Below are 20,669 nucleotides of genomic sequence, written 5' to 3' on the forward strand. Positions count from 1 at the left end.
TTCGCCGGGATGACGGGCCTTTTCAGGGCAAACGGGATGCTCACGGGGACGCGATCCCTTGGTAGCCTTCCCTGTAGGAGCCCGCGTTAGACTCCCCAGTCCCTCAGGTAGTGGAAGTCCTTGTCCAGGGTGCGGTTCGAGATCTTGGGCAGCACCGGCGGCCGGCGCTTGAAGTGGTTCTGGCGGATGCGCTTCTCGACCGTCTTGAGCATCTCGCCCGAGAAGCCCAGGGCGAGGACCTCCTCGCGACTCTTGCGCAGGTCCACCAGGTGATAGAGCAAGCGATCGACCTCGTCGTAGGTGAAGCCGAGATCCGCCTCGTCGCTCTGCCCTTCGAACAGGTCCGCCGAAGGCGGCTTGTCGATGATGGCCGAAGGCACGCCCACGTGCCGCGAGAGCTGGCGGACCTGGGTCTTGTAGAGGTCGCCCAGGGGGTTGAGGGCCGAGGCCAGGTCCCCGTGCTGGGTGCCGTAGCCCAGGAGCAGCTCGGTCTTGTTGGAGGTGCCGATCACCAGGCCGTTCACCAGCGCCGAGTGGTCGTAGAGGATGCACATGCGCTGGCGAGCCATGAAGTTGCCGCGCCGCATGGCGCTCGCGTCCGGGTGGCCGGCGTAGAAGGCGTCCACCATCGGGGTGATTTCCTCGGTCAAGAGCGAAAGGCCCAGGTCGTCGGCGACCAGCCGGGCGTGGGCCAGGCTCTCGGGGTTGCTCGTCTTGTAGGGCATGGCGATGACGCTCACCGCCTCGGGACCGAGCGCCCGCGCGGCCAGGTAGGCCGCGAGCGCCGAGTCGATGCCGCCGGAGAGACCGAGCACCACCCGCTTGAAGCCCACCTTGGTCACCTCGTTGACGAGGAAGCGCTCGAGGAAGGCGGTGCAGAGTGGCGCGTTGAGGGTCAGGGGATGCTGGTTGTCGCTCATTCCCTTATCTTACGGTCCGATGCTCGCGCGCGTCCAGCCTCAGGCCTTGCCGTTCAGCATCCCGGCCAGGTCCAGGCCGAGGGCCTTGGCGATCTTGAGCTCGGCGGCCAGGGCGTCGTAGGTCGCCTGGATGTAGGTGGCGCGGGCCTGGGACACGGTGCTCTCGGCGTCGATGGCCTCGGTGCCGGTGCCGGCTCCCTCGCTGTAGCGCAGCTGGGCCAGGTCGAAGCCGGCCTGGGCGGTCTTGAGCCCTTGCTCGGCGGCTGCGATCCGCTCCTTGGCCTCGCTGCGATCGGCGATCGCCTTCTCCACCTCGAGCCGGATCCCTTCGCGCAGGGCCTGGAGGTTGGCGGCGTCCGCCTCCTGGGTCTTCTCGCCGGCGCGGATCTGGGCGTGGATCTTGCCTCCGTCGAAGAGCTCCCAGCTGGCCGAGCCGATGATCGCGTAGCCGGGCACGTCGAGCTTGTTGGCCAGGAGCATCCCCGACACGCCCACGGTGGGCAGCAGCCCCCGGCGGGTGATTTCGGTGCTGAGCGCGTCGATCCTCTGCTGGCCCTGGGCGACCTTCACCTCGGGGCGCGCCTGGATCCCGCTCTCGACGGCGCCGTCGTCGGCCGTCACCGCCGGCAGGCTGGGAGCCAAAAGGGCGCGATCGTCCAGGGGCTCGTGGATGGCGGTCGAGAGGCTCAGTCGGGCGAGCTTGACGGCGTTGCGGGCCTGGATGACCCGGCCCTTGACGTTGGCGAGCGCCGTCTGGGCCTGCAGGGTGTCGAAGCGGGTGCCGATCCCGTTCTTCTCGCGGGCCTGGGCGTCCTTGAAGTGGGCCTGGGCCTGGCGATCGCTCTCGAGGACCGCCGTGAGAAGGCTCTCGGCGCGCAGCACGTTGAGGTAGGCGTTGGCGGTGTCGAAGGCGACGCTCTGGCGCGAGAGGCGCGCGCCCTCCTGGGCCATGGCCTTGCCGGCCGCGGCGGCCTCCTGGCCCAGGCCGAGCCTACCGCCGGTGTAGAGCGGCTGGGTGACGCTCAGGGTCTCGCTGAGCATGAAGCCGAGGTCGAGCCCCGGGGCCATCGCCTTGAGCATGTGCGACAGGTTGCTGTCGATGATGCCGATGTGGAGCGGCGTGGCGCTGAGGGTCACGGTGGGCAGCATCCGGGCGCCGGCCTCGCCCTGCCGGGCATCGGCGGCGCCGATCCTGGCCTCGGCGGCCGTGACGGCGGGGCTGGTGGAAAGGGCGGCCGAGACCGCGGCGCTCAGGTCGAGGGGACGGCTGGCCGCCAGGGCAGGGTGGGCCGTGGCGACGAGCGCCGCCGCGGCGATGACGGGCGAAAGGCCCTTGGTGAGGGTGTTGTGCATGGAAAGTGGCCTCCGGTGCCGAGAGGGGAGAGAAAGGACTTACTCGATCACGGCCATGGGGGCATGACCCGCTTGGCCTCGGTGTTTCTGCTTGACCAGGAAGAGGGCGGGGATGGCCCCCGCGAACATGACGATCCCCGAGATCCAGAAGGTGTCCTGGAAGGCGAGGACGGCTGCTTGTTTGCTCGCGAGCATGCCGATCACGGCGCCGGCCTGCTGCTGGGCGACGAGCGCGTTCGAGCCGTGGCTCATCATCAGGCCCTTGAGGGCGCCGACGGCGTGCCCCGCCAGGCCGTTGCGGGCCGCGTCCTGGCCGATGATCGCCGTGTGGAAGGCCGTGCGCTGGCTCAGGATGGTGGCGAGGATCGCGATGCCGAAGCTGCCGCCGATCTGGCGCGTGACGTTGAAGAGGCCCGAGGCCTGCCCGATCTTCTGGATGGGGACCGCCCCGAGGGCGGTCTGGTTCATGCTGGGGAAGGCGAGCCCCATGCCGATGCCGCGCAGGATGGTCCACCCGTAGATGGTCGCAAGAGGGGTCTCGGGGGTCATGTGGGACTGGAGGATCAGCGAGAGGCCCATCAGGCCGAGGCCACCGATCAGCGGGACCCGTGGGTCCAGCCGGTTGGAGAGAATGCCCGCGATCGGCATCATGAGGCCGACGGTGAGGCCGGAAGGCAGCATGATGAGGCCCGTCTTGACCGCGTCGTAGCCCATGACGGTCTGCAGGAAGACCGGCAGCAGGAACATTCCCCCGAACAGCCCGACGCCCATCACCACCGAGGCGACGGTGCCCGCGCTGTAGGTGAAGTTGCTGAACAGGCGAAGGTCGATGAGGGGCTCCTTGCGCCACAGCTCGACGACCAGGAAGATCCCGAAGCTGACGGCGGCTACCGCGAACAGGCCAAGGATGTAGGGGCTGTCCCAGCCCTTGGAGTGGCCGTCGCTGACCCCCACCAGGAAGGCCGAGAGGAAGACCGCCATCGAGACGAAGCCCCAGACGTCCATCTTGACGTTCTTGAGCACGGTCTCGCGCAGGACCGAGGCGGCCATGAAGGTCGCGATCAAGCCGGGGATGAGGTTGACGTAGAAGATCCAGCGCCAGTTGATGTACTCGACCAGGTAGCCCCCCAGGGTGGGCCCCAGAGTGGGGGCGAGCATGGCGCCGATCCCCACGATGGCCATGGACATGCCGCGCTTCTCCGGGGGGAAGGCCTCGAAGACGATGGCCTGCCCGACGGGCTGGATGGCGCCGCCCGCGATCCCCTGGAGGATCCGGAAGAAGATCAGGCTCTCGGCGCTCCAGGCGGCCCCGCACAGCATGGAGGTGACGGTGAACAGGAAGATGGCGATGGCGTAGAGCTTCTTTCGCCCGATGCGATCGGCCAGGAAGCCGGTGGTCGGCATCATGGCGGCGGCCGCGAGCATGTACCCCGTCGAGATCCACTCGATGTCGTCCACGTTGGAGCCGAAGGCCGCCATGATGTGCGGCAGCGCCACGTTGACGATGCTCGAGTCGATGATGACGATGAACATGCCCATGATGACCGGCAGGGCCGCCCACCACATGTAGTTCTGGTCCGTGATCAGGTGGGCGAAGGGGTTGGGGAGCCCCCTTCGCTGGGTCGTGACGGCCATGGGGCCTCCTGCTTACAGCGTGCGGGCGTCGATGTCGATGACGGCCGACATGCCGGGCTTCAGCTGGTGGCCCTGATCCTCGACGGCGATCTTGACCGGGATGCGCTGGACGACCTTGGTGAAGTTGCCTGCTGCGTTGTTGGCGGGCAGGAGCGAGAACTGGCCGCCGGTGACCGAGCCGACCTGCTGCACCTTGCCGTGGAAGGTCTTGCCGGGGTAGGCGTCGATGTGGACGTCCACGGGGGCGCCCTGCTGGACGCGGCGGATGTAGGTCTCCTCGATGTAGCTCGCGATCCAGACCTTGTCGGTCTCGGTGAGCGAGTAGAGGCCCTGGCCGGGCGAGACCTGCTCGCCGACGTTGCTCATGCGGCGCGCGATGACGCCCGACACCGGGGCGGTGAGGGTGGCGTGCGAGAGCTGGAGCTTGGCCATGTCGACCGCGGCCTGGGCCTGGGCGATCTGGGCCTGGACCGTCTCGACCCCGCCGCGCTTGATGGTCACGGCCTGGGTGCCGGCGTTGGCGAGGCGGACCCCCTCCGTGGCGGAGCTGAGCTGGCTCGTGGCGGCGGTCACCCCCGACTCGGCGGCGGTGGCGCCGGTCTTTGCCGCTTCATAGGCCTGCCGGGAGATGCCGCCCGCGGCGAAGAGGCGCTCGATGCGCGAGAGATCGGCGTGGGCCTTCTCGGCGTTGGCCTCGGCGGTGTTGAGGGCCGCGCGGGCGGCGCGCACCGCGGACTCGGCCTGGGCGATCTGGGTCGAGGTCTGGGTGCTCTGGAGCGAGACCCCGGTCTCGGAGGTCTTGAGGCCGGTCCTGGCGACCGCTAGGCCCGCCTCGGCCTGGGCGAGCTGGGCCTTGAAGTCGGTCTCGTCGAGGACGGCGACCACCTGGCCGGCCTCGACCTGCTGTCCCTCGTCGACCAGCAGCTGGGCGATGCGGCCCGGCACGCGCGAGCTGACGGTGATCAGGTTGCCCGCGACCTGGGCGTCCTCGGTCGAGACGAAGGCCTGGCGGTGCGTCCACCACTTGCCGCCGTACACCCCGCCGACCGCCAAGGCGACGGCGAGGACACCCATCAGGACGACGGGCGGCTTGCGCTTCGAGGTGACCTTGAGGTCCTCGACGGGGGTGGGGGCGTTACCGTTGGCGCTGGATTCAGCAGTTTGCATGGTTCTCTCCGTCAGGGGATGCGTGGGCGGTACGGATGGACGTGGCGAAGATCTTGAGGCCCTGGGCCAGCTGCGCCCGGTCATCGGCCGAGAGGTCCTGGAAGACCATCGTGAGGCGCTTGATGGATTCCTCGACGATCGCGGCGAGGACCTCCTGGCCCTGGGGCGTGAGGTGGACCTGCACGACCCTGCGATCGAGGGGGGATTGCTGGCGCTCCACCAGGCCGCTCGAGGCGAGCCGATCGATCACGCTGGTGCTCGCGCCGTGGGTCACGTTCAGGAGGTCGGTCAGCTGGCTCATGGAGCGAGCCCCGTGGTGCTGCAGGTGCTTGAGCGCCATGTAGTGGGAGACGTTCAGGCCGTACTGGTCGATGAGTCCGTGGAGCAGCTTGCGCAGCCCGCGAAAGCCGTCGAACAGGTCGTTCAGCAGGTCGGATCGGGGATCGGAAAATGGCATGGGCGCTTCCTCTTGAACTTTCAATTACTAAAATATCCAGCTCAAGAATATTTCACAAGTTAAAATAGTTGAAGCCTGCCCAGGAAAAACCCCCGGAGCCTCGGGCTCCGGGGGTTGAGGTTGGAACGGGTCTTAGCTGAGGTACCCGCGCAGCTGCTCCTTGAAGGCCGAGCTGCGCAGCTTCTGGAGGGCCTTTGCCTCGATCTGGCGGACCCGCTCGCGGGTGACGCCCATGTCGTGGCCGATGCCCTCGAGGGTGCGCTGGGTCTCGCCGTCGAGGCCGAAGCGCCGGCGCACCACGTACAGCTCGCGGTCCGTCAGGTGAGTCTCGAGCATGGTCTGGACGTCCTCGGACAGCATGCGGTTCATGACGGTCGCGGGGGGGCTTGCGGTGTACTGGTCCTTGATGATGTCGCCCAGGCGGCTGTCGTCGTCCTTGCCGATGGGGGTCTCCAGGCTGATGGGCTCGCGGTCGGCCTTGGTGATCTCGCGCAGCTTCTCGACGGTGATCGCGAGCTCGGCGGCGACCTCGTGCTCGTTGGGGGCGCGGCCCAGCTTCTGGCTCATCAGGCGGATGGTCTTCTTGACGCGCGAGATGGTCTCGACCATGTGGACCGGCACGCGGATGGTGCGGCCCTGGTCGGCGATCGCGCGGGTGATGGCCTGCCGGATCCACCAGGTGGCGTAGGTCGAGAACTTGAAGCCCTTGCGGTAGTCGTACTTCTCGGCGGCGCGCATCAGGCCCATGTTGCCTTCCTGGATGAGATCGAGGAAGGAGAGGCCCCTGCCCAGGTGCTTGCGGGCGATGGAGACCACCAGGCGAAGGTTGGCCGCGACCAGCTGGCGCTTGGCCTTCTCGTCGCCGTTGGCGACCCGGCGGGCGAACTCGAGCTCCTCGGGGTGGCTCAGGAGGCGGCGGCGGCCGATCTCCTGCAGGTACATCCGGATGGAGTCGTCGGACTGCTCGTGGTGAGTGCCCGTGGTGGAGACGTTGATCTTCTTGGTGAGGGCGACTTCTTCTTCGGGCGTCTCGGTGGCGTCGAGATCCTCGGGCTCTTCCTCGGCGTTGTTGAAGGCGAGGTCGCGCGAGTGGGTGAGGGGCTCCTCCTCGAAGGGGACCGGAGCGGCGATCTCAACGAGCATTTCACCGGCGAGCTTAGGCAACTAGCACCTCCTCATATGTAAAGCCAGCTAGGACTGGCGTGGCCGCTCCTCGTGTCGCGGTGGCGACGGGACGATCCGCTCGGGGTGCCGGCTGGGCGAGGCAAGGTCGGGCCGTTTGCCAAATTCGCCTGCTCAGGGGATAATGCCCTCGTCCCGGATCGCCTTGCCCCGCTGGAAAGGTGACGCGTGTCACCGTCTTTCGCGCGAAGAGCTCGGCAGCTTTTCAGTATATAGATAAATCCAACCGATTTCTAGCGTGTTCTTTATCATTCTTTAAAAATCATTTAATACCGGCCTTCCCGGCGGGGGGTGATGCGTCCTTCATCGTACCCGTCCGATCGTTTTTGTATCAGGCGACCTGCCATGTCAGCCCCCTACGACGCCTATTCCACCGTTTACGACCGCACCGGCCAGAGCCGCTTCAGCCTGCGGATGGTCGGCTATGCCCGCGAGCTCTGGGAGCTGTCGGGGCACGAGCCCCGCTCGGTCCTCGAGCTGGCCTGCGGGACCGGCTCGGCCGCGGTGGCCTTCGCCAACCGGGGCTTTTCCGTCACCGCCGTGGACCGGTCCGAGGCCATGCTGGAGCTCGCGCGGGCCAAGGCCGCGCGCTGGGGCGCCGAGGTGAGCTGGCGCTGCCAGGACATCCGGGAGCTCTCGCTCTCAGGCACCTTCGATGCGGCCACCTGCTTCTACGACTCCGTGAACTACCTTTTGGTTCCCGACGATCTCCAGAAGGCCTTCGAGCAGGTGCGCGCGCACCTGGCGCCGGGCGGCCTGTTCCTGTTCGACGCCATCACCGAGTACGCGGTCGCGACCGCCTGGGGCAACGAGACCGAGGTCAGGGTCGAGGACGCCTACGCCCGCATCTGGCGCTCCACCTACGAGCCGCGCGAGAGGGTCGGCACCCTCAAGGTGGACTACTTCGTCGCCGAGAGCGAAGCCGGCCTCTACCGCCGCATCCAGGAGACCCACCACCATCGCGGCTACTCGCTCTTCGAGGTCCGCGAGGCACTGGAGCGCGCCGGCTTCGATCTCCTGAACGCCTACGACTGCCTCACCCTCAACGCCGTGAGCGCCTCGACCTACCGGATCGCCTACCTGGCTCGCCGGTCCTGAATCCGGCTGATCGGCTCGCCTTGCCGCTTTTCATCCGGTCGTCGGTATAGCTCGCCAGCCACCGGGGTACATGGTAGGTGGCGCTCGCGCTTGTTATGATGGCTCAGGCAAGGGCCCGCGTGCCGATCGAAGGCTGATCGAAGAAGGACTCCGGATTGACAGGGAAGGCCGCTCTCATCCTCGCCATGACCCTCGCGATCGCCCCCTGCGCCCTCGTCGCCGGCGGGGCGGTGGCCCCTGCGTTCGCGGCCGAGGAGGTCAGGGGCGATCGCGCCTGGGTCTACGCCATGCAGGCGGTGGACGACCTGATCGGTTCGGGCAAGCACGAGGCGGCGATCGCGCAGCTCGAGGCCCTCCTGAAGGCGGCCCCCAAGGTGCGCGCCGGCGAGGCCCACCTTCGCCTGGCGAGCCTGTACGCGCAGCTTGGGCGCTACGACGCCGCGATTTCCCACGGCGACGACGCCATCGAGGCCTGGCCCGAGAACGGCTGGAACTACCTGCCGGTCGCGCGGGTGCTGGCCATGGCGGACCGGCCCGAGGCTGCGATCGCGCTCTGCACCGAGGCGATCCGGCGCGATCCGGCGGTGCGCCTCGCGGCCCAGGAGCTGATCTTCCAGATCCAGGCCGGCGCCATCCAGCCCGAACCCAGCACCTCGCCCGCTCCTCGGCCGCCGGCGCCGGTGGCGCCGACCCCGCTGTACGTGGCCCTGGGCTCGCTCTTGACCCTCGGCGCCGGGGCGCTGGTGTTCGGCGTCTCGGCTCGTCGGCGCCCAGCTCCCCCGGCGCCCGCGGAGGCCGTCCGGGCGGAGCAGACCGGCCCCATCACCTACGGCCCTTTGGGGGTGCGAATGCGCGAGGTGGGCGAGATGGTGGGCCCCTACCGCATCCTCAGGGTGGTGGGCAGCAGCCTGCACTCGATCCTCTACTGCGCCGAGGACACGCGCCTCGGGCGCCAGGTCGCCCTCAAGCAGGTGGCGAGCGGCGTGGGCACTCACGACGGCATCATCTCCCGTTTCCAGAAGGAGGTCCAGAGCCTCATCGCCCTCTCCAACCACCACGACGGGGTGGTCAAGGTCTTCGACTACATGGAGCCCTCCATGCTGGTGACCGAGTGGATCGAGGGCGAGAACCTGGAGGAGGCCGCGCCCCTCCCCGTGGACCGGGTGCTCGAGGTCGGCATCGCCCTGTGCGACGTGCTGGCCTTCGCCCACGCCCGCGGAATCGTGCACCGGGACATCAAGCCGAGCAACGTCATGCGCACGCTGCACACGGGCCACGTCAAGCTCCTGGACTTCGGCATCGCCAAGAACGCCGCCCTCGGGACCTCCAACCTGACGCTCGACGCCAACGTGCCGATCGGCACCTTCACCTACATGCCTCCCGAGCAGTTCGCCGCCCCCAACCAGGCCAAGGCGCCGTCCGACCTCTACTCGCTGGGGCTGACCCTCTACCGCCTCATCACCGGGGAGATGCCCACCGAGCCCTGGCTGGGGCCCCGGACCTTCGGCCTCATCCCCACCGAGCACTTCAGGCCCCTGACTCCCCAGAGCCGCGCGATCGCCATGACCGTCGCGGCGACCCCGGGCGTTGCGGACGACCTCGGCTGGGTGGCCGAGCTGGACGCCATCATCCGGCGCGCCTTCGAGGAGAATCCGGCCGACCGGTATCCGGACGCCCTGAGCTTCAAGCGCGCCCTGGAGGGGGTCTGGCACAAGGTGGTGGCGCGCTCGCTGGCGTAACCGGGCGTCCTTCCGGGTAGGATGAAGGGAGACCCATCCCATCCCCGCCTGGAAGGAGCCCCCGCCCCATGGCCCAGATCATCGTGGCCGGAAACCCCGTCAACGAATTCGAGAAGACCGTCGCACGCACGCTCGGCCACCTGAACGAGGGCTACGTGGCGCTGACCAACGTCATCCTGCCCGGCTTCTACCACAAGCAGAGCAACATCGAGATCGACATCATCCTGGTCTCGACGCACGCCATCTACGCCATCGAGACCAAGTACTGGCAGGGGGAGGTCCACGGCCACGTCAACCAGAAGAACTGGCGGGTCCAGCGGGACAACAACCCCCCCCACCAGATCGAGAACCCCCTGCAGCGCTGCGAGATGAAGGCCAAGACCCTCAACACCATCCTCTCGCGCTGGAACTCGGGCCTGATGGGCAAGCTCAAGACCAAGGCCCTCATCGTCGTGCCGCCCCACACGCCCCTTCACGTGGAGAACCCGACCGACATCGAGCTGGTGACCCTGGAGCGCCTCTTGCCGGTCATCCAGGCGGATGCCGAGCGCATGCGCCACGAGGCGACCGCCGCCCAGGTCAAGGAGATCAGCCAGGTCCTGGTCGGCAGCAACCTCGAAGAGGGGGAGTGCCTGCCCTTCGAGAACTACGGCATCGTGGCCACCCTCAAGCGCTCGCCCCGCTCGGTCTCGTTCAAGGCCGTCAACGCCATCACCGAGCGCCAGGTCTTCATCAAGAAGCTGATCTCGGACGTCAACCTGCCGCCGGACAAGCTTGCGCTCTGGAAGAACCGAGCGGTGCGCGAGGCCCGGGCCACCGCCAAGCTGTCGCACCCCAACCTCGTCACCATCCTCGACGTGCTTGAGGACGAGGGCAACCTCTACATCATCTCCGAGTGGGTCGAGGGCTTCAACCTGGTGGACAAGATCGGTTCGCTCTCCTGGCGCGAGGCCCTGGGCTATGCGGCCCAGGCCGCGGCCGGCCTGAACGCCGCCCACCACGCCACTCCCCCCGTGGTGCACCGCAACGTGACGCCCGCGAGCATCCGGGTCTCGGACGAGATCGTCAAGGTCACCAACTTCTCGGGGGCCCACATCGAGGGCGATCCCTCGATCGTCTTCACCGAGGCGATCCACGGCCGCGACCCCGCCTACTCGGCCCCCGAGCTCTTCACCAACGCCTCGGGCGCCGATCCGCGCAGCGACGTGTACGGCCTGGGCGCGACCCTGTACCACCTGGTGACGGGCCAGAAGCCCGAGAGCTTCATCTCCCGCACCTCCAACCCCCCCGCGCACGAGCTGAACCCTCAGCTGCCCGAGGCGCTCGGTGTGGCTCTCGCCAGGGCCATGCAGCCCCTGCCCGCCTCGCGCTTCGCGACCATGCAGGAGTTCCGCGAGGCCCTGCGCGCCATTCTCGCCTGATCGTCGAAAGGAACCTCACCCCCATGCTCGAAGTCGGATCCCCCATCCCCGATCTCACCCTGCGCGGTGTCGACGCGCGGGGCGAGGAGGGCGCGTACCGTCTTGCCGACCTGCTGGTGCCCGGCAAGGACCTGGTCCTCTACTTCTATCCCAAGGACGACACCCCCGGCTGCACCACCGAGGCCTGCGACTTTCGCGACGGCCTGGGCGAGCACGGCGACAAGGTCGTCGTGGTGGGCGTCAGCCCCGACTCGCCGGAGCGCCACCGCAAGTTCCAGGCCAAGTACGGCCTGCGATTCGCCCTGTTGAGCGACACCGAGAACAAGCTGATGGAGCTGTTCGGCGCCTGGGGCGAGAAGAAGAACTACGGCAAGGTCTACGTCGGCGTCATCCGCTCGACCTTCGTCATCGGCCCCGACGGCCTCATAAAGGCCTGCTACCGAAACGTCAAGGCCACCGGCCACGCCGCGCGCATCTACGGCACGCTGGCGTAGCTCCGCCACGCAAGAGAGGCCGCCCGATTTCGGGCGGCCTCTCTTGCGTGGATGGGGTCACGGTCTGCGGGCGACGACCACTCGCTCGATACCGCCCAGGTCGCTGCGCACCGAGAGGTCTTGCCAGCCGTGGGCCTCGAGCAGGGCCTTCACGGGCTGGGCCTGGTGGATGCCGACCTCCACGGCCAGCACCCCGTCAGGGGCGAGCAGCGCTCCGGCCTCCGCTGCGAAGCGCCTGTACCACACCAGGGGATCGTCGCCGGGAGGGGTGAGCGCCATGCGAGGCTCGAAGTCCCTGACCTCGGGCTCGAGGCCCGGGATGTCCTCTTGCGGGATGTAGGGCGGGTTCGACACCAGGTAGGTGATCGCCCCGGCGTGGGCCTTGAGCGGCCCGAGGCCGTCGCCGAGGACGAGCTCCACGCGATCGCCCACCTGGTGCCGCGCGATGTTGGCCTCGGCCACCAACGCAGCCTCGGAGGAGAGCTCGACGGCGACCACGCGGGCGTACTTCAGGTAGCTCGCGAGCGAGACGGCGATCGCGCCGCTGCCCGTTCCCACGTCCGCGATGAGCACCCCTTCGCGCGCGCCCTCGGCCTCTTCGAGGTCGAGCACGGCCTCGACCAGGATCTCGGTGTCGGGGCGCGGGACCAGCACGGCGGGGGAGACCTCGAACTCGAGGCCCATGAACTCGGTCTTGCCGGTGATGTGCTGCAGGGGCTCGCGGGTGCTGCGGCGGTTGATCAGCGCCTCGAACTCGGCGAGCTCGCCGGCGCTCAGCTCGCGCGACATGTGGTTGATGAGGCCCAGGCGATCGAGGCCGGTGGCCATGCTGAGCAGCAGGGCCGCCTCGATGTTGCCGGTGCCGACGCCGGCCTCGCGCAGGTGGGCGCTGCCGCGGTGAAGGGCGTCGCCGATGGTGGGGGCGCTCTCCACGGCGAGGGGGGCTTTGAGGGTGAAGGTGGTCATGCGGACTCCAGTTTGAGGATGGGATCGCTGCGCAGGGCGAAGAGGGCGTTGCGGTTGCGCTCCAGGCCGGTGGGGTCGTCCGAGAGGATGCCCAGGCGGCCGAGTTCGGCGCGGATCTCGAGCAGGGGGACTCCTCCCAGGTCGCGCTCGGCCAGCGCCGCCGCGACGCCGAGGGCCGTGCCCAGGGTGACGTTGTACTGCACCAGGCGGCAGAGCGAGTGGGCGAAGGGGGTGTAGCCCCCGGCACGGCTCGCGATGCCGAGGTTGCGGACCGCGTGGAAGAGACCCGCTTCCAGGACCACGTGGGCGGTCAGCGGGTTGGGCACCGCGACGGCCCGGAAGCCCCTGAAGTCGGGATAGTAGCAGAAGGTCCCGACGCTGCCGGCCTCGCGGCTCTCGACGATCTCGGTGAGGCTCAGGCGGTGCCGGGTGCCGAGCGCGTGCCGGGTCTGGCGCACGTAGACGCCGTTCGGCAGCGCGACTCGCGCCTCGCGCCAGCCGAGCTCGTCCTGCAGGAAGCGCTCGAAGCGCGCGGCCTCGAGCCGGAAGAAGGCGTCGCTGCCCTCTCGCGAGAGCCTGAGCAGGGTGGTCGGGTCCTGGCTGAAGTAGATGAGGCCGTTCCACGAGGTCGCGTCCGGCCCGATGACGGCGACGTTGAAGCCGTCGGCCTCGAAGGGGTAGCGGGTCTCGAAGCCGTGGGCCTCGCGCCAGCGCTGGTAGGCGAGGCCCAGGTGCGGGGGGCCCACCAGGATGTAGTCGGGGCCGTGGTCGAGATCCAGGAACTTGCGACCCGCGAAGGTCTTGACGCGCAGCGCCTCCAGGGCGGGGTCCGCCGCGAGGCGCTCGCAGGCCTCGACGATGGTCTCGGGCCTCACGCCGCGCACGACGGGCAGCGGGCTCACCCCCAGGTAGCGATCGATGCCGTACTCCGAGAAGCCGTCCACGAAGCGAATGCCCGCCGTCTCGCAGAGATCCCCGTCGGGGGTCGCGTCGATGAAGTGCCTGGCCGAGATGGTCTCGCCGCCCTTCAGGCGAAGGGCGCTCGCGTGGGCCCCCTCGACCAGGAGCGTCTCCCAGGCGGCCGCGATGAGCTGGACCCCCGAGGCCGAGAGCATCTCGGCCAGGGTGCGGTGGCCCCGCTCGGCCTCCAGGCTGACGAGCGGTACTCCCGCCGCGGCGAGGAACTGGCCGAACAGGCCGTCGTGGGGCGAGGCCTCGGGAGCGGTGAGGTGGCGCGAGTCGCGATCGACGAAGGCCAGGCCGCACTCGGTGAGCAGGCCTCCCAGCAGCTTGCCGGGGGGGACGACGAGCGCGGTCCTGGCGCCCGCGCGGCTGGCGGCGATCGCAGCGAGGCAGCCTTCCGTCTCGCTGCCGACGATGATGAGGTCGAAATCCCGGTGCGTGTTCACTGGCTCCTGCTTCTGGTTTCGGCGCGCGGCGCCGAGCGCCCTACCTCATATACCCACGCTTCAGGAACCTTTCTTCAGGACGCGCACGCGGCGGCGGTGGCGAATGTGCCTGCCGTCCTTCGGCACGACGCTGATGGATCCGTCGGTCTCGAGCAGCGCGACCTTCACCTGATCGGGCGAGTCGAAGCCGTGCTCGCGGATGGCCATCAGGACCTCGTCCTCGCTCAGAGCCTCCTTCTTGAGGGCCTGAGGGACGAAGCGCCCGTCCTGGATGATGACCGTCGGCATGCCGCCGATCCAGTGGGCGATGAGCGGATGGTGATAGCGCAACTTGCTGACGAAGAAGTTGATGGTGAGCAGGGTGGCCGCGGCGACAAGGCCGCCCAACAAGGAGGTGTTGCTGCCGACCATGGCGTTCTGGACGGCGTTGGCGATGACCAGGATGACGACCAGGTCGAAGACCGTCATCTGGCCCATCTCTCGCTTGCCGGCGACGCGAAGCCCGAAGAGGATGAAGAAGTAGACCGCGCTGGTGCGGCCGACGATCTCGAGAATCCCGGTGACCTGGTTCAATTCGCTCATCGTGCAGCCCTCGCGCAGTCGAGTCTAGCACGCACCGATCCGCCTGGAAGGGGGATGGGATTCAAAGCGGCGCCGGGACGCGGTATGCTTGGGGAGGATGGCCCGGTACCCGCTAACGGTGCGGGCTCAAGGCCATGGCTTGCACCGGAAAGAGAGCTGCCTTGAAGATCGTCACCTGGAACGTCAACGGGATCCGCGCCTGCGAGAGGCAGGGCCTCGCCGAGTGGCACCGCGCCTTCGCCCCCGACCTGCTCTGCTTCCAGGAGGTGCGGGCCGAGGCGCACCAGCTCTCGGTCGCCATGCGCGAGCCCGAGGGCTGCGTGGTGGATTATCACCCGGCCGAGAAGAAGGGCTACAGCGGAACGGGCGTCTGGATGAGGCGGCCGGCCCAGTCCGTCGTCCAGGGGGTGGGGGTCTTAGAGTACGACGCCGAGGGGCGGGTGCAGGAGCTGAAGTACCCGGGCTTCACCCTCTTCAACGTCTACTTCCCCAACGGGTCGCGCGACCACAGCCGCGTCCCCTTCAAGCTCTCGTTCTACGAGGCCCTGCTCTCCAGGATCCAGGCGCTGCACGCCCAGGGCGAGCGCGTGATCGTAACGGGGGACTTCAACACCGCTCACCAGGCGATCGACCTTGCGAACCCCAAGGCCAACGTCAACACCACGGGCTTCCTGGTGCCCGAGCGGGAGATGATCGACCGGTACCTGGCCGAGGGCCTGAAGGACGTCTTCCGCGATCGCCATCCCGCCGAGAGCGGCCACTACACCTGGTGGAGCAACCGTCCCGGCGTGCGCGAGCGGAACATCGGGTGGCGCATCGATTACTTCCTGGTCTCCGAGGCCCTCGTGCCCTTCGTTCAAGACGCCACCATCCTGAGTGCGGTCAAGGGCTCGGACCATTGCCCCGTGGTGCTCACGCTGGACGACGCCCTGCTGGGCTAGCCAGCAGGGCGCCGTCGGGACTCAGGCGGGCAATTGCCGTGAAATGCCTGGTTTTGTTGGATGCTCTTAGTCGTCGAGGGTGCCCGTCAGGTCGTACTTCACGACGATGCGGTCCTTGACCGAAATCTTGGCGATGAGCAGCGAGATGACCGGGGGCTTGACCCCGTAGTCGCTCATCATCAGCTCCTTGCTGCCCTTGAGGCGGAAGGTCTTGCCGTCGAGCGATCCTTCGGCCTTGAGGGTGATGGGCTTCTCGGTGCCTGCGATCGTGAGGGTGCCCGTCGCGTCCACGTCCACGTCGCCGCCGGCGGCGGCCTTGACCTTGGCGTTGCTCAGCGAGAAGCGGATGGTCGGGTACTTGTCGGCCTCCATGGCCCTGTACATGTTGCCGTCCAGGGCGCCGTCACCCGACTTGAGCCCCTTGACGGGGATCTCGACGTCGAGCTTGTCCAGCCGCGGGCCGCTCCCGGACCCCGAGGCCTCCACGTTGTGGTTCTTGGACTTGAAGCTGAACGCGTGCAAGGTGGAGTCCCCCTCGACCCAGATCTTGCTCTCGGGCGAGATCGAGATGCCCGGGGCCTTCGCAGCCATGGCGAGGTGGGGGGTGCCGAGGGCGCAGATCCCTGCGAGCACGAGGGCCGAACTCAAGATGCCGATACGGGATTTTTGCATGGGGGGTCTCCTTTTCCGAGGGGTGGTCTTCTGGCACCCATCCTGCTCCCCGGTTGCTGCCTGCTCATCCGGGGAAACTGCGTAATTACGCGCTTTGAGCCGTGGTTACGTAGTAGATACGGTGTCTTGCGCTCACTATAGCAGCCATGCTCTACTCATAGATAGTAAGCCGCCCATCGGGGGCGGGAATGGGAGAAAGAACCATGAACTACCGTTTCGTAGCCCTGACCACCCTCCTGTCAACCGCGTTCATCGCGGGCCTCTGTGCTCCGAGCGACGCGAAGGCAGCCGCCCCTGCCAACGATGGGCCGCAGGTCAAGGTCGGCGGCCGTCTCTACACCATGGGCTTCGCCGAGATGCTGGAGAAGGATGCCCACCGTAACCAGGGCCGGATCTTCCTGTTCCAGAAGAATTCCCGTCTGACGGTCGATGCGACCATGGGCGAGAACCGCTTCTTCAGCCAGCTGGCGCTGGGCGGCGAGGACGTCTACACGAGCAACACCAACCTCACGCTGCTCGACATGTACGCCACCGGGCGCTTCTTCGGCGTCGCCGACTGGCGGGTCGGTCAGTTCCGCGTGCCCTACGGCCGCGAGCTGATGGGCGACGACAGCGGAACGGTCGCCTTCAACGATTCCTCGATCCTCTCGCCCTACTTCATGATGGGCCGCGACGTGGGCGCCGCCCTGAGCGGCGACCTGGGCCCGGTCGGCTACATCGCCGGCGTGTTCACGGGCGGCGGTCGCGACACCCCGCAGCGCTACCTCCCGCAGGTCCTGGGCGTGCCCCTCACGACCCTGCGCCTGAGCGTCGGCGACGCGGACCAGGATCGCTTCCTGCTCTCGCAGTCGGTCCCTAGCGTCGATCGCTTCCGCCAGACCCTCTCGCTCAACGGCTTCTGGATGCGCGACTCGCTGGTCGGGCACTCGAACGTCGTCAACGTCAAGAACGCCTTCGAGAAGAACCTGCTCCTGAGCAGCAACTACAACCCCTACGTCGCGAAGAAGGATTCGACCGGCGAGATGGTGCAGGGCGAGTTCTGGCAGGCCGGCGTAGACTACGTGGCCCGCGTCCCCGTCGCGGGTGGCGTGCTCTCGGCCGAGGCCGAGCTGCTGCGCAGCGGCTTCAACAACCAGTTCGGCGGCCTCTACGCCACCGGCGGCCGGGTGCAGGGCGTGATGAACCTGAACCCCGTCGAGCTCGGCCTGCGCTACGCCATGGTGGTGCCTGACGCCAACATGGCGGTCACCGACACCAACGCCACCGTGGCGGGCAAGCTCACCTCCGCGGACGTCGCCGGGATCCCCGCGGGCTCCTCGGTGGCCACCACCAAGCCCAACCCCAACTACAACAAGCAGACCGCCATCTTCCCCGGCGCCGTGCCCATCCAGGAGCTGACCCCCTCGATCTCGTACCACCTCAACAAGAACCTCAAGATCGTCGTGGACATGCCCATCCTGTTCAACGCGCCCATCGTGAGCGAGAACAAACCGGTCGGGATCGGCAACTACAACCTGGTCAACCAGCCCGATCAGGTCACGTACCTGAACACGGCCGGCAACACCATCGAGCGGCAGTTCGTCTACCAGCTGCGTGGCGGCCTGCAGTACATGTTCTAGCGAAGGAGACATCGAGATGCGGAGTGCGCGCGCGCTGATCGGGGGCCTGGGCTTCTGCTTGATCCTGCTCGGCGCGATCGCCCCCGCGCTCGGTGGATCCGAGGATAGTCCCACCGCCCAGGTGGCGGAGGATGGCCGGGGCGTCTACACGGTGAAGGGCTCCTTCACCGTGGCGGCGCCCCCGGCCCTCGCCTGGTCCGTCCTGAGCGATTACGACCAGCTCGGGGAGCGCATCCCCTCCATGCGCTCGTCGGTCGTCAAGCGCTCGGGGCCCACCTCGGCCCTGGTCGCCCAGGAGAGCACGGTCTACGTCCTCGCCTTCCCCAAGCGCCTGCGCGTCATGTTGCAGGTGACCGAGGATCCGGAGCGCCGGATCGACTTCGAGGACGTGGCGCGGGAGGACTTCGAGGTTTACCAGGGGGCATGGCAGCTCGAGAAGACCCCCGGCGGCACCCGCGTGGACTACGTGGCCAGCGCCCGTCCCCGCATCAACGTGCCCTTCTTCGGCAAATCCCTCTTCCTCGACACGGTCAAGGGCCTGCTGGGCGACCTTCGCCGCGAGATGATGCGCCGGGCTATGGCCAGGGGTGCCTGGGATAACGCCGCTTGAGCTCCTTTTTCACCTCGGGGTAGGTGTTCGCCCAGAAGCCGCTCATGTCGAAGGTCTTCTGCACCGTCCGGTAGTTGGGCGCCAGGATGTCGAAGAGCGCCTGCAAGCGTCCCTCGTAGAGCCGCACGGTCCCCTGGAGCCCCACCATGTCCCCGAGCCGGGCCGAGACCTCCGGTGCGGAGTCCTCGAAGTAGGTGATCCGAGCCGATCGCCCCGAGGGTAGCTTGAAGGTGCGCGGGGCCTCCCGGTCGATCCGGCCCATGGCCTCCCAGCCCACGTAATCCCGCAGAACCGCGATGATGGCCTCCTTGCTCACGTCCTGGGGGCTCGACTTGCCATGGATCAGCTCGTGGTAGAGCAGGTACCAGTCCTCTGCATCGAGCGGGGGGATGCCGGCCTCGGGCCACGTCTTCGCGGCCAGCCGGATCCGCAGGATCAGCTGCTCCACGTCCTCGTCCAGGCTGGTGAGCTTGGCTTCGCCATTCATGAGCTTCTCGACGATCAGCGCCTCGCCCTGCGCGCGGTCCCAGGCGTCGGGCGGCAGGGCCTCCTTGCGCAGGGTGAGGCCGCCGAGCATCCAGTGGCGCTCCTGCACCACGCGCGCTCGGGCGGGGTCCCAGGCGCAGACGATGATCGGCTCGCCCTCGCCGTCCACCCACTCGGCCTCGCAGGGCAGATACAGCGGGATGCTGACCCGACGGCTCTGCTGGCCGCCCCCGACCTCGTGCAGCTCGAGCGCGAGCAGCAGCGGGGCCTTGGGATCCCCAGCTGAGACCAGCCCCTTTCTGCCGTCTGCCAGCTGGAAGGCCTTGTCCTGCCGAAAGGCCAGGCGATCGGGAAAGGCGCTAAGCCAGCAGCGGGTCACGGCGCGGCGGCGCTCTTGCTCGGCCTTGGAGTCGAAGGGGTGGCGCTCCGCCGAGGCGGCCTCGTCGGCGTCGTCAGGCTTGGCGAGCTGCCTGAGCTGGCGATAGGTGTCCAGCACCTCGCGGCCCCACTGGCGCCCCTGCGGCTCGCGGACCAGCGAAAGGCCCAGGAGGTAGAGGTCGCCTTCGTCCGAGAGGCTGCGCCGATCCGCCCCTTCGACCAGCGCGATCATGGCCGCGGTGAGCGAGGCGTAGCCGGCTTCCTGGCTTTCGAGGAGGACCCGCGCCAGCGCCGGCGGGATGGGGTAGCGCAGGAGGCGCCGGCCAAGGGGGCTGATGCCGCCTCCGGGCTCGAGGGCCTTGAGGGTCCTGAGCCGCGCCTCGGCACGCGCCCAGCGGTCCGAGGGGGGCGGGGTCAGCCACTCGGGAGAGCCCGGCAGGGCGGCGCAGCTGAGCGCGAGACGGTTGAGGTCCAGGCGCTCGATCTCGGGGGCGAAGGCCTCGGGCATGCTGCTTTCCAGGCTCCTGGCCCAGAGCCTGAGGCAGCGCCCCGGCCCGAGACGGCCGGCGCGACCGGCGCGCTGGGTGGCGCTGTGGCGGCTGATCCAGCCCAGGTGAAGGGTGTCCAGGTCCCGCTCGTGGTCATAGGCCGCCTGCCGGGACTGGCCGGAGTCGATCACGGCCGTCACCCCGGGGATGGTCAGCGAGGTCTCGGCGATGTTGGTCGCCACGATGACGCACGGCTCGTCGGCTGGCGCCCTGAGGGCGCGCTGCTGGGCCTCGGGGCTCTCGGCCCCGCTCAGCTCGAGCACGCGGTAGCCCGCCGAGCGGCAGACGGGCTCGAGGGCCTCGGCGGTGCGGCGGATCTCGCGGACCCCCGGCATGAAGACGAGGACCGACCCGTCGAGGCCGCCCGCGAGGAGGTGCCGGAAGCCCCGGACCGCCTGGCTCCAGACGGGCTCCTGGGGGTGGGGCGGCTGGTAGGAGATGGCCACCGGGTGCGGCTTGGCGTCGATCGCGATGAAGGGGGGGCGATCGAGGAAGGCCGAGAGGGCCTCCCCCTCGAGGGTGGCCGACATGACGACGAGCGAGAGGTCGGGGCGCGTGGTCGCCTGAAGTCGCTTGAGCCAGGCGAGGCAGGCGTCGGCCTCGAGGGTGCGCTCGTGGAACTCGTCGAGGATGACGAGCGAGGTGCCCGCGATCCCGGGATCCTGGAGCAGGCGCTGCCAGAAGACGCCGTAGGTCATGAACAGCAGGCGGGTGGTGTCCTTGCGCGCCTTCTCGAAGCGCACCTGAAAGCCGACCGTTTCCCCGACGGCCTCGCCCCGCTCGGCGGCGACCCTCATGGCCAGGTTGCGCGCCGCGATGCGGCGGGGCTGGAGGACGACGGCGGTGCCCGTCTCGGGCAGAAGAAGCTGCGGGGCCTGGGTCGATTTGCCCGTGCCGGGGGGAGCCGAGAGGATCAGGCGCCGGTGGTCGCGGACCGCCTCGCGGATGGCGTCGGCATGAGCGAGGATGGGAAGCTGGAACGTCGTGGACAT

Annotated in this window: 18 protein-coding genes; 7 read left to right on the forward strand and 11 right to left on the reverse strand. The window is 68.4% G+C overall.

Annotation, left to right across the window (positions count from 1 at the left end; translation table 11 throughout):
* Positions 1-86 precede the first annotated feature (86 nt).
* From V6D00_03360 to V6D00_03385, 6 genes are all read right to left on the reverse strand, one after another.
* The gene (locus V6D00_03360; protein HEY9898199.1) at positions 87-920 is read right to left on the reverse strand and encodes an NAD+ synthase; all 834 of its coding nucleotides are present in this window, start codon (positions 918-920) and stop codon (positions 87-89) included.
* A 39-nt stretch (positions 921-959) separates the two neighbouring features.
* A complete protein-coding gene (locus V6D00_03365; GenBank protein HEY9898200.1) occupies positions 960-2,273 on the reverse strand; it encodes a TolC family protein in 1,314 nt (437 codons plus the stop codon).
* 39 nt (positions 2,274-2,312) lie between these two features.
* Positions 2,313-3,908, reverse strand: coding sequence for a DHA2 family efflux MFS transporter permease subunit (locus tag V6D00_03370; protein HEY9898201.1), 1,596 nt, complete (start codon positions 3,906-3,908; stop codon positions 2,313-2,315).
* Between the two features lie 12 nt (positions 3,909-3,920).
* Positions 3,921-5,075: an HlyD family secretion protein gene (locus V6D00_03375; protein ID HEY9898202.1), complete on the reverse strand. Its 1,155-nt coding sequence runs from the start codon at positions 5,073-5,075 to the stop codon at positions 3,921-3,923.
* Positions 5,062-5,532, reverse strand: a complete 471-nt coding sequence (locus V6D00_03380; protein HEY9898203.1) for a MarR family transcriptional regulator — start codon at positions 5,530-5,532, stop codon at positions 5,062-5,064. The genes V6D00_03375 and V6D00_03380 overlap by 14 nt, the downstream gene beginning before the upstream one ends.
* A 132-nt stretch (positions 5,533-5,664) precedes the next feature.
* The gene (locus V6D00_03385) at positions 5,665-6,696 is read right to left on the reverse strand and encodes a sigma-70 family RNA polymerase sigma factor (protein ID HEY9898204.1); all 1,032 of its coding nucleotides are present in this window, start codon (positions 6,694-6,696) and stop codon (positions 5,665-5,667) included.
* Between the two features lie 363 nt (positions 6,697-7,059).
* Here V6D00_03385 and V6D00_03390 point away from each other — a divergent pair, with 363 nt between their 5' ends.
* From V6D00_03390 to V6D00_03405, 4 genes are all read left to right on the forward strand, one after another.
* A complete protein-coding gene (locus V6D00_03390) occupies positions 7,060-7,812 on the forward strand; it encodes a methyltransferase domain-containing protein (protein ID HEY9898205.1) in 753 nt (250 codons plus the stop codon).
* A 185-nt stretch (positions 7,813-7,997) separates the two neighbouring features.
* Complete coding sequence (locus V6D00_03395) at positions 7,998-9,551, forward strand: protein kinase (GenBank protein HEY9898206.1); 1,554 nt, start codon at positions 7,998-8,000, stop codon at positions 9,549-9,551.
* A gap of 68 nt (positions 9,552-9,619) precedes the next feature.
* Positions 9,620-10,972 (forward strand): NERD domain-containing protein, encoded by a 1,353-nt coding sequence (locus V6D00_03400; protein HEY9898207.1) that lies wholly within the window; start codon positions 9,620-9,622, stop codon positions 10,970-10,972.
* Between the two features lie 23 nt (positions 10,973-10,995).
* The gene (locus V6D00_03405) at positions 10,996-11,466 is read left to right on the forward strand and encodes a peroxiredoxin (protein ID HEY9898208.1); all 471 of its coding nucleotides are present in this window, start codon (positions 10,996-10,998) and stop codon (positions 11,464-11,466) included.
* 57 nt (positions 11,467-11,523) lie between these two features.
* Here the strand turns inward: V6D00_03405 and prmC are convergent, their stop codons facing one another.
* The 3 genes from prmC to V6D00_03420 are packed head-to-tail and all read right to left on the reverse strand — an operon-like array spanning position 11,524 to position 14,423.
* Positions 11,524-12,432: a peptide chain release factor N(5)-glutamine methyltransferase gene (gene prmC, locus V6D00_03410; protein ID HEY9898209.1), complete on the reverse strand. Its 909-nt coding sequence runs from the start codon at positions 12,430-12,432 to the stop codon at positions 11,524-11,526.
* Positions 12,429-13,841, reverse strand: a complete 1,413-nt coding sequence (locus V6D00_03415) for an FAD-dependent oxidoreductase (GenBank protein ID HEY9898210.1) — start codon at positions 13,839-13,841, stop codon at positions 12,429-12,431. Before V6D00_03415 ends, prmC begins: the two co-directional genes overlap by 4 nt.
* A 60-nt stretch (positions 13,842-13,901) precedes the next feature.
* Entirely contained in the window at positions 13,902-14,423 is a 522-nt protein-coding gene (locus V6D00_03420; GenBank protein HEY9898211.1) for a YetF domain-containing protein, read from the reverse strand.
* 161 nt (positions 14,424-14,584) lie between these two features.
* On the opposite strand from V6D00_03420, the gene V6D00_03425 reads away from it, so the two are divergent.
* On the forward strand, positions 14,585-15,364 hold the full coding sequence (locus V6D00_03425) for an exodeoxyribonuclease III (GenBank protein ID HEY9898212.1): 780 nt from the start codon (positions 14,585-14,587) through the stop codon (positions 15,362-15,364).
* A gap of 66 nt (positions 15,365-15,430) precedes the next feature.
* On the opposite strand, the gene V6D00_03430 is transcribed toward V6D00_03425, so the two are convergent.
* Positions 15,431-16,036 carry a YceI family protein gene (locus tag V6D00_03430; GenBank protein HEY9898213.1) on the reverse strand — a complete coding sequence of 202 codons (606 nt, stop codon included), beginning with the start codon at positions 16,034-16,036 and terminating at the stop codon, positions 15,431-15,433.
* A 203-nt stretch (positions 16,037-16,239) separates the two neighbouring features.
* Here V6D00_03430 and V6D00_03435 point away from each other — a divergent pair, with 203 nt between their 5' ends.
* Together V6D00_03435 and V6D00_03440 are read left to right on the forward strand one after the other, a co-directional pair.
* Positions 16,240-17,655 (forward strand): hypothetical protein, encoded by a 1,416-nt coding sequence (locus V6D00_03435; GenBank protein ID HEY9898214.1) that lies wholly within the window; start codon positions 16,240-16,242, stop codon positions 17,653-17,655.
* 16 nt (positions 17,656-17,671) lie between these two features.
* Positions 17,672-18,265 (forward strand): SRPBCC family protein, encoded by a 594-nt coding sequence (locus V6D00_03440; protein ID HEY9898215.1) that lies wholly within the window; start codon positions 17,672-17,674, stop codon positions 18,263-18,265.
* On the opposite strand, the gene hrpB is transcribed toward V6D00_03440, so the two are convergent.
* Positions 18,231-20,669 (reverse strand): ATP-dependent helicase HrpB, encoded by a 2,439-nt coding sequence (hrpB, locus tag V6D00_03445; protein ID HEY9898216.1) that lies wholly within the window; start codon positions 20,667-20,669, stop codon positions 18,231-18,233. The two genes, V6D00_03440 and hrpB, sit on opposite strands and share 35 nt — an antisense overlap.

Source organism: Pantanalinema sp., from assembly GCA_036704125.1.
Lineage (GTDB): Bacteria > Cyanobacteriota > Sericytochromatia > S15B-MN24 > UBA4093 > JAGIBK01.

Bases quoted from the DNA above. Each gene is read 5' to 3' on its own strand.
- V6D00_03360 (HEY9898199.1), bottom strand. From the start codon at position 920: ATGAGCGACAACCAGCATCCCCTGACCCTCAACGCGCCACTCTGCACC.
- V6D00_03365 (HEY9898200.1), bottom strand. From the start codon at position 2,273: ATGCACAACACCCTCACCAAGGGCCTTTCGCCCGTCATCGCCGCGGCG.
- V6D00_03370 (HEY9898201.1), bottom strand. From the start codon at position 3,908: ATGGCCGTCACGACCCAGCGAAGGGGGCTCCCCAACCCCTTCGCCCAC.
- V6D00_03375 (HEY9898202.1), bottom strand. From the start codon at position 5,075: ATGCAAACTGCTGAATCCAGCGCCAACGGTAACGCCCCCACCCCCGTC.
- V6D00_03380 (HEY9898203.1), bottom strand. From the start codon at position 5,532: ATGCCATTTTCCGATCCCCGATCCGACCTGCTGAACGACCTGTTCGAC.
- V6D00_03390 (HEY9898205.1), top strand. From the start codon at position 7,060: ATGTCAGCCCCCTACGACGCCTATTCCACCGTTTACGACCGCACCGGC.
- V6D00_03395 (HEY9898206.1), top strand. From the start codon at position 7,998: ATGACCCTCGCGATCGCCCCCTGCGCCCTCGTCGCCGGCGGGGCGGTG.
- V6D00_03400 (HEY9898207.1), top strand. From the start codon at position 9,620: ATGGCCCAGATCATCGTGGCCGGAAACCCCGTCAACGAATTCGAGAAG.
- V6D00_03405 (HEY9898208.1), top strand. From the start codon at position 10,996: ATGCTCGAAGTCGGATCCCCCATCCCCGATCTCACCCTGCGCGGTGTC.
- prmC (HEY9898209.1), bottom strand. From the start codon at position 12,432: ATGACCACCTTCACCCTCAAAGCCCCCCTCGCCGTGGAGAGCGCCCCC.
- V6D00_03420 (HEY9898211.1), bottom strand. From the start codon at position 14,423: ATGAGCGAATTGAACCAGGTCACCGGGATTCTCGAGATCGTCGGCCGC.
- V6D00_03430 (HEY9898213.1), bottom strand. From the start codon at position 16,036: ATGCAAAAATCCCGTATCGGCATCTTGAGTTCGGCCCTCGTGCTCGCA.
- V6D00_03435 (HEY9898214.1), top strand. From the start codon at position 16,240: ATGAACTACCGTTTCGTAGCCCTGACCACCCTCCTGTCAACCGCGTTC.
- V6D00_03440 (HEY9898215.1), top strand. From the start codon at position 17,672: ATGCGGAGTGCGCGCGCGCTGATCGGGGGCCTGGGCTTCTGCTTGATC.
- hrpB (HEY9898216.1), bottom strand. From the start codon at position 20,669: ATGTCCACGACGTTCCAGCTTCCCATCCTCGCTCATGCCGACGCCATC.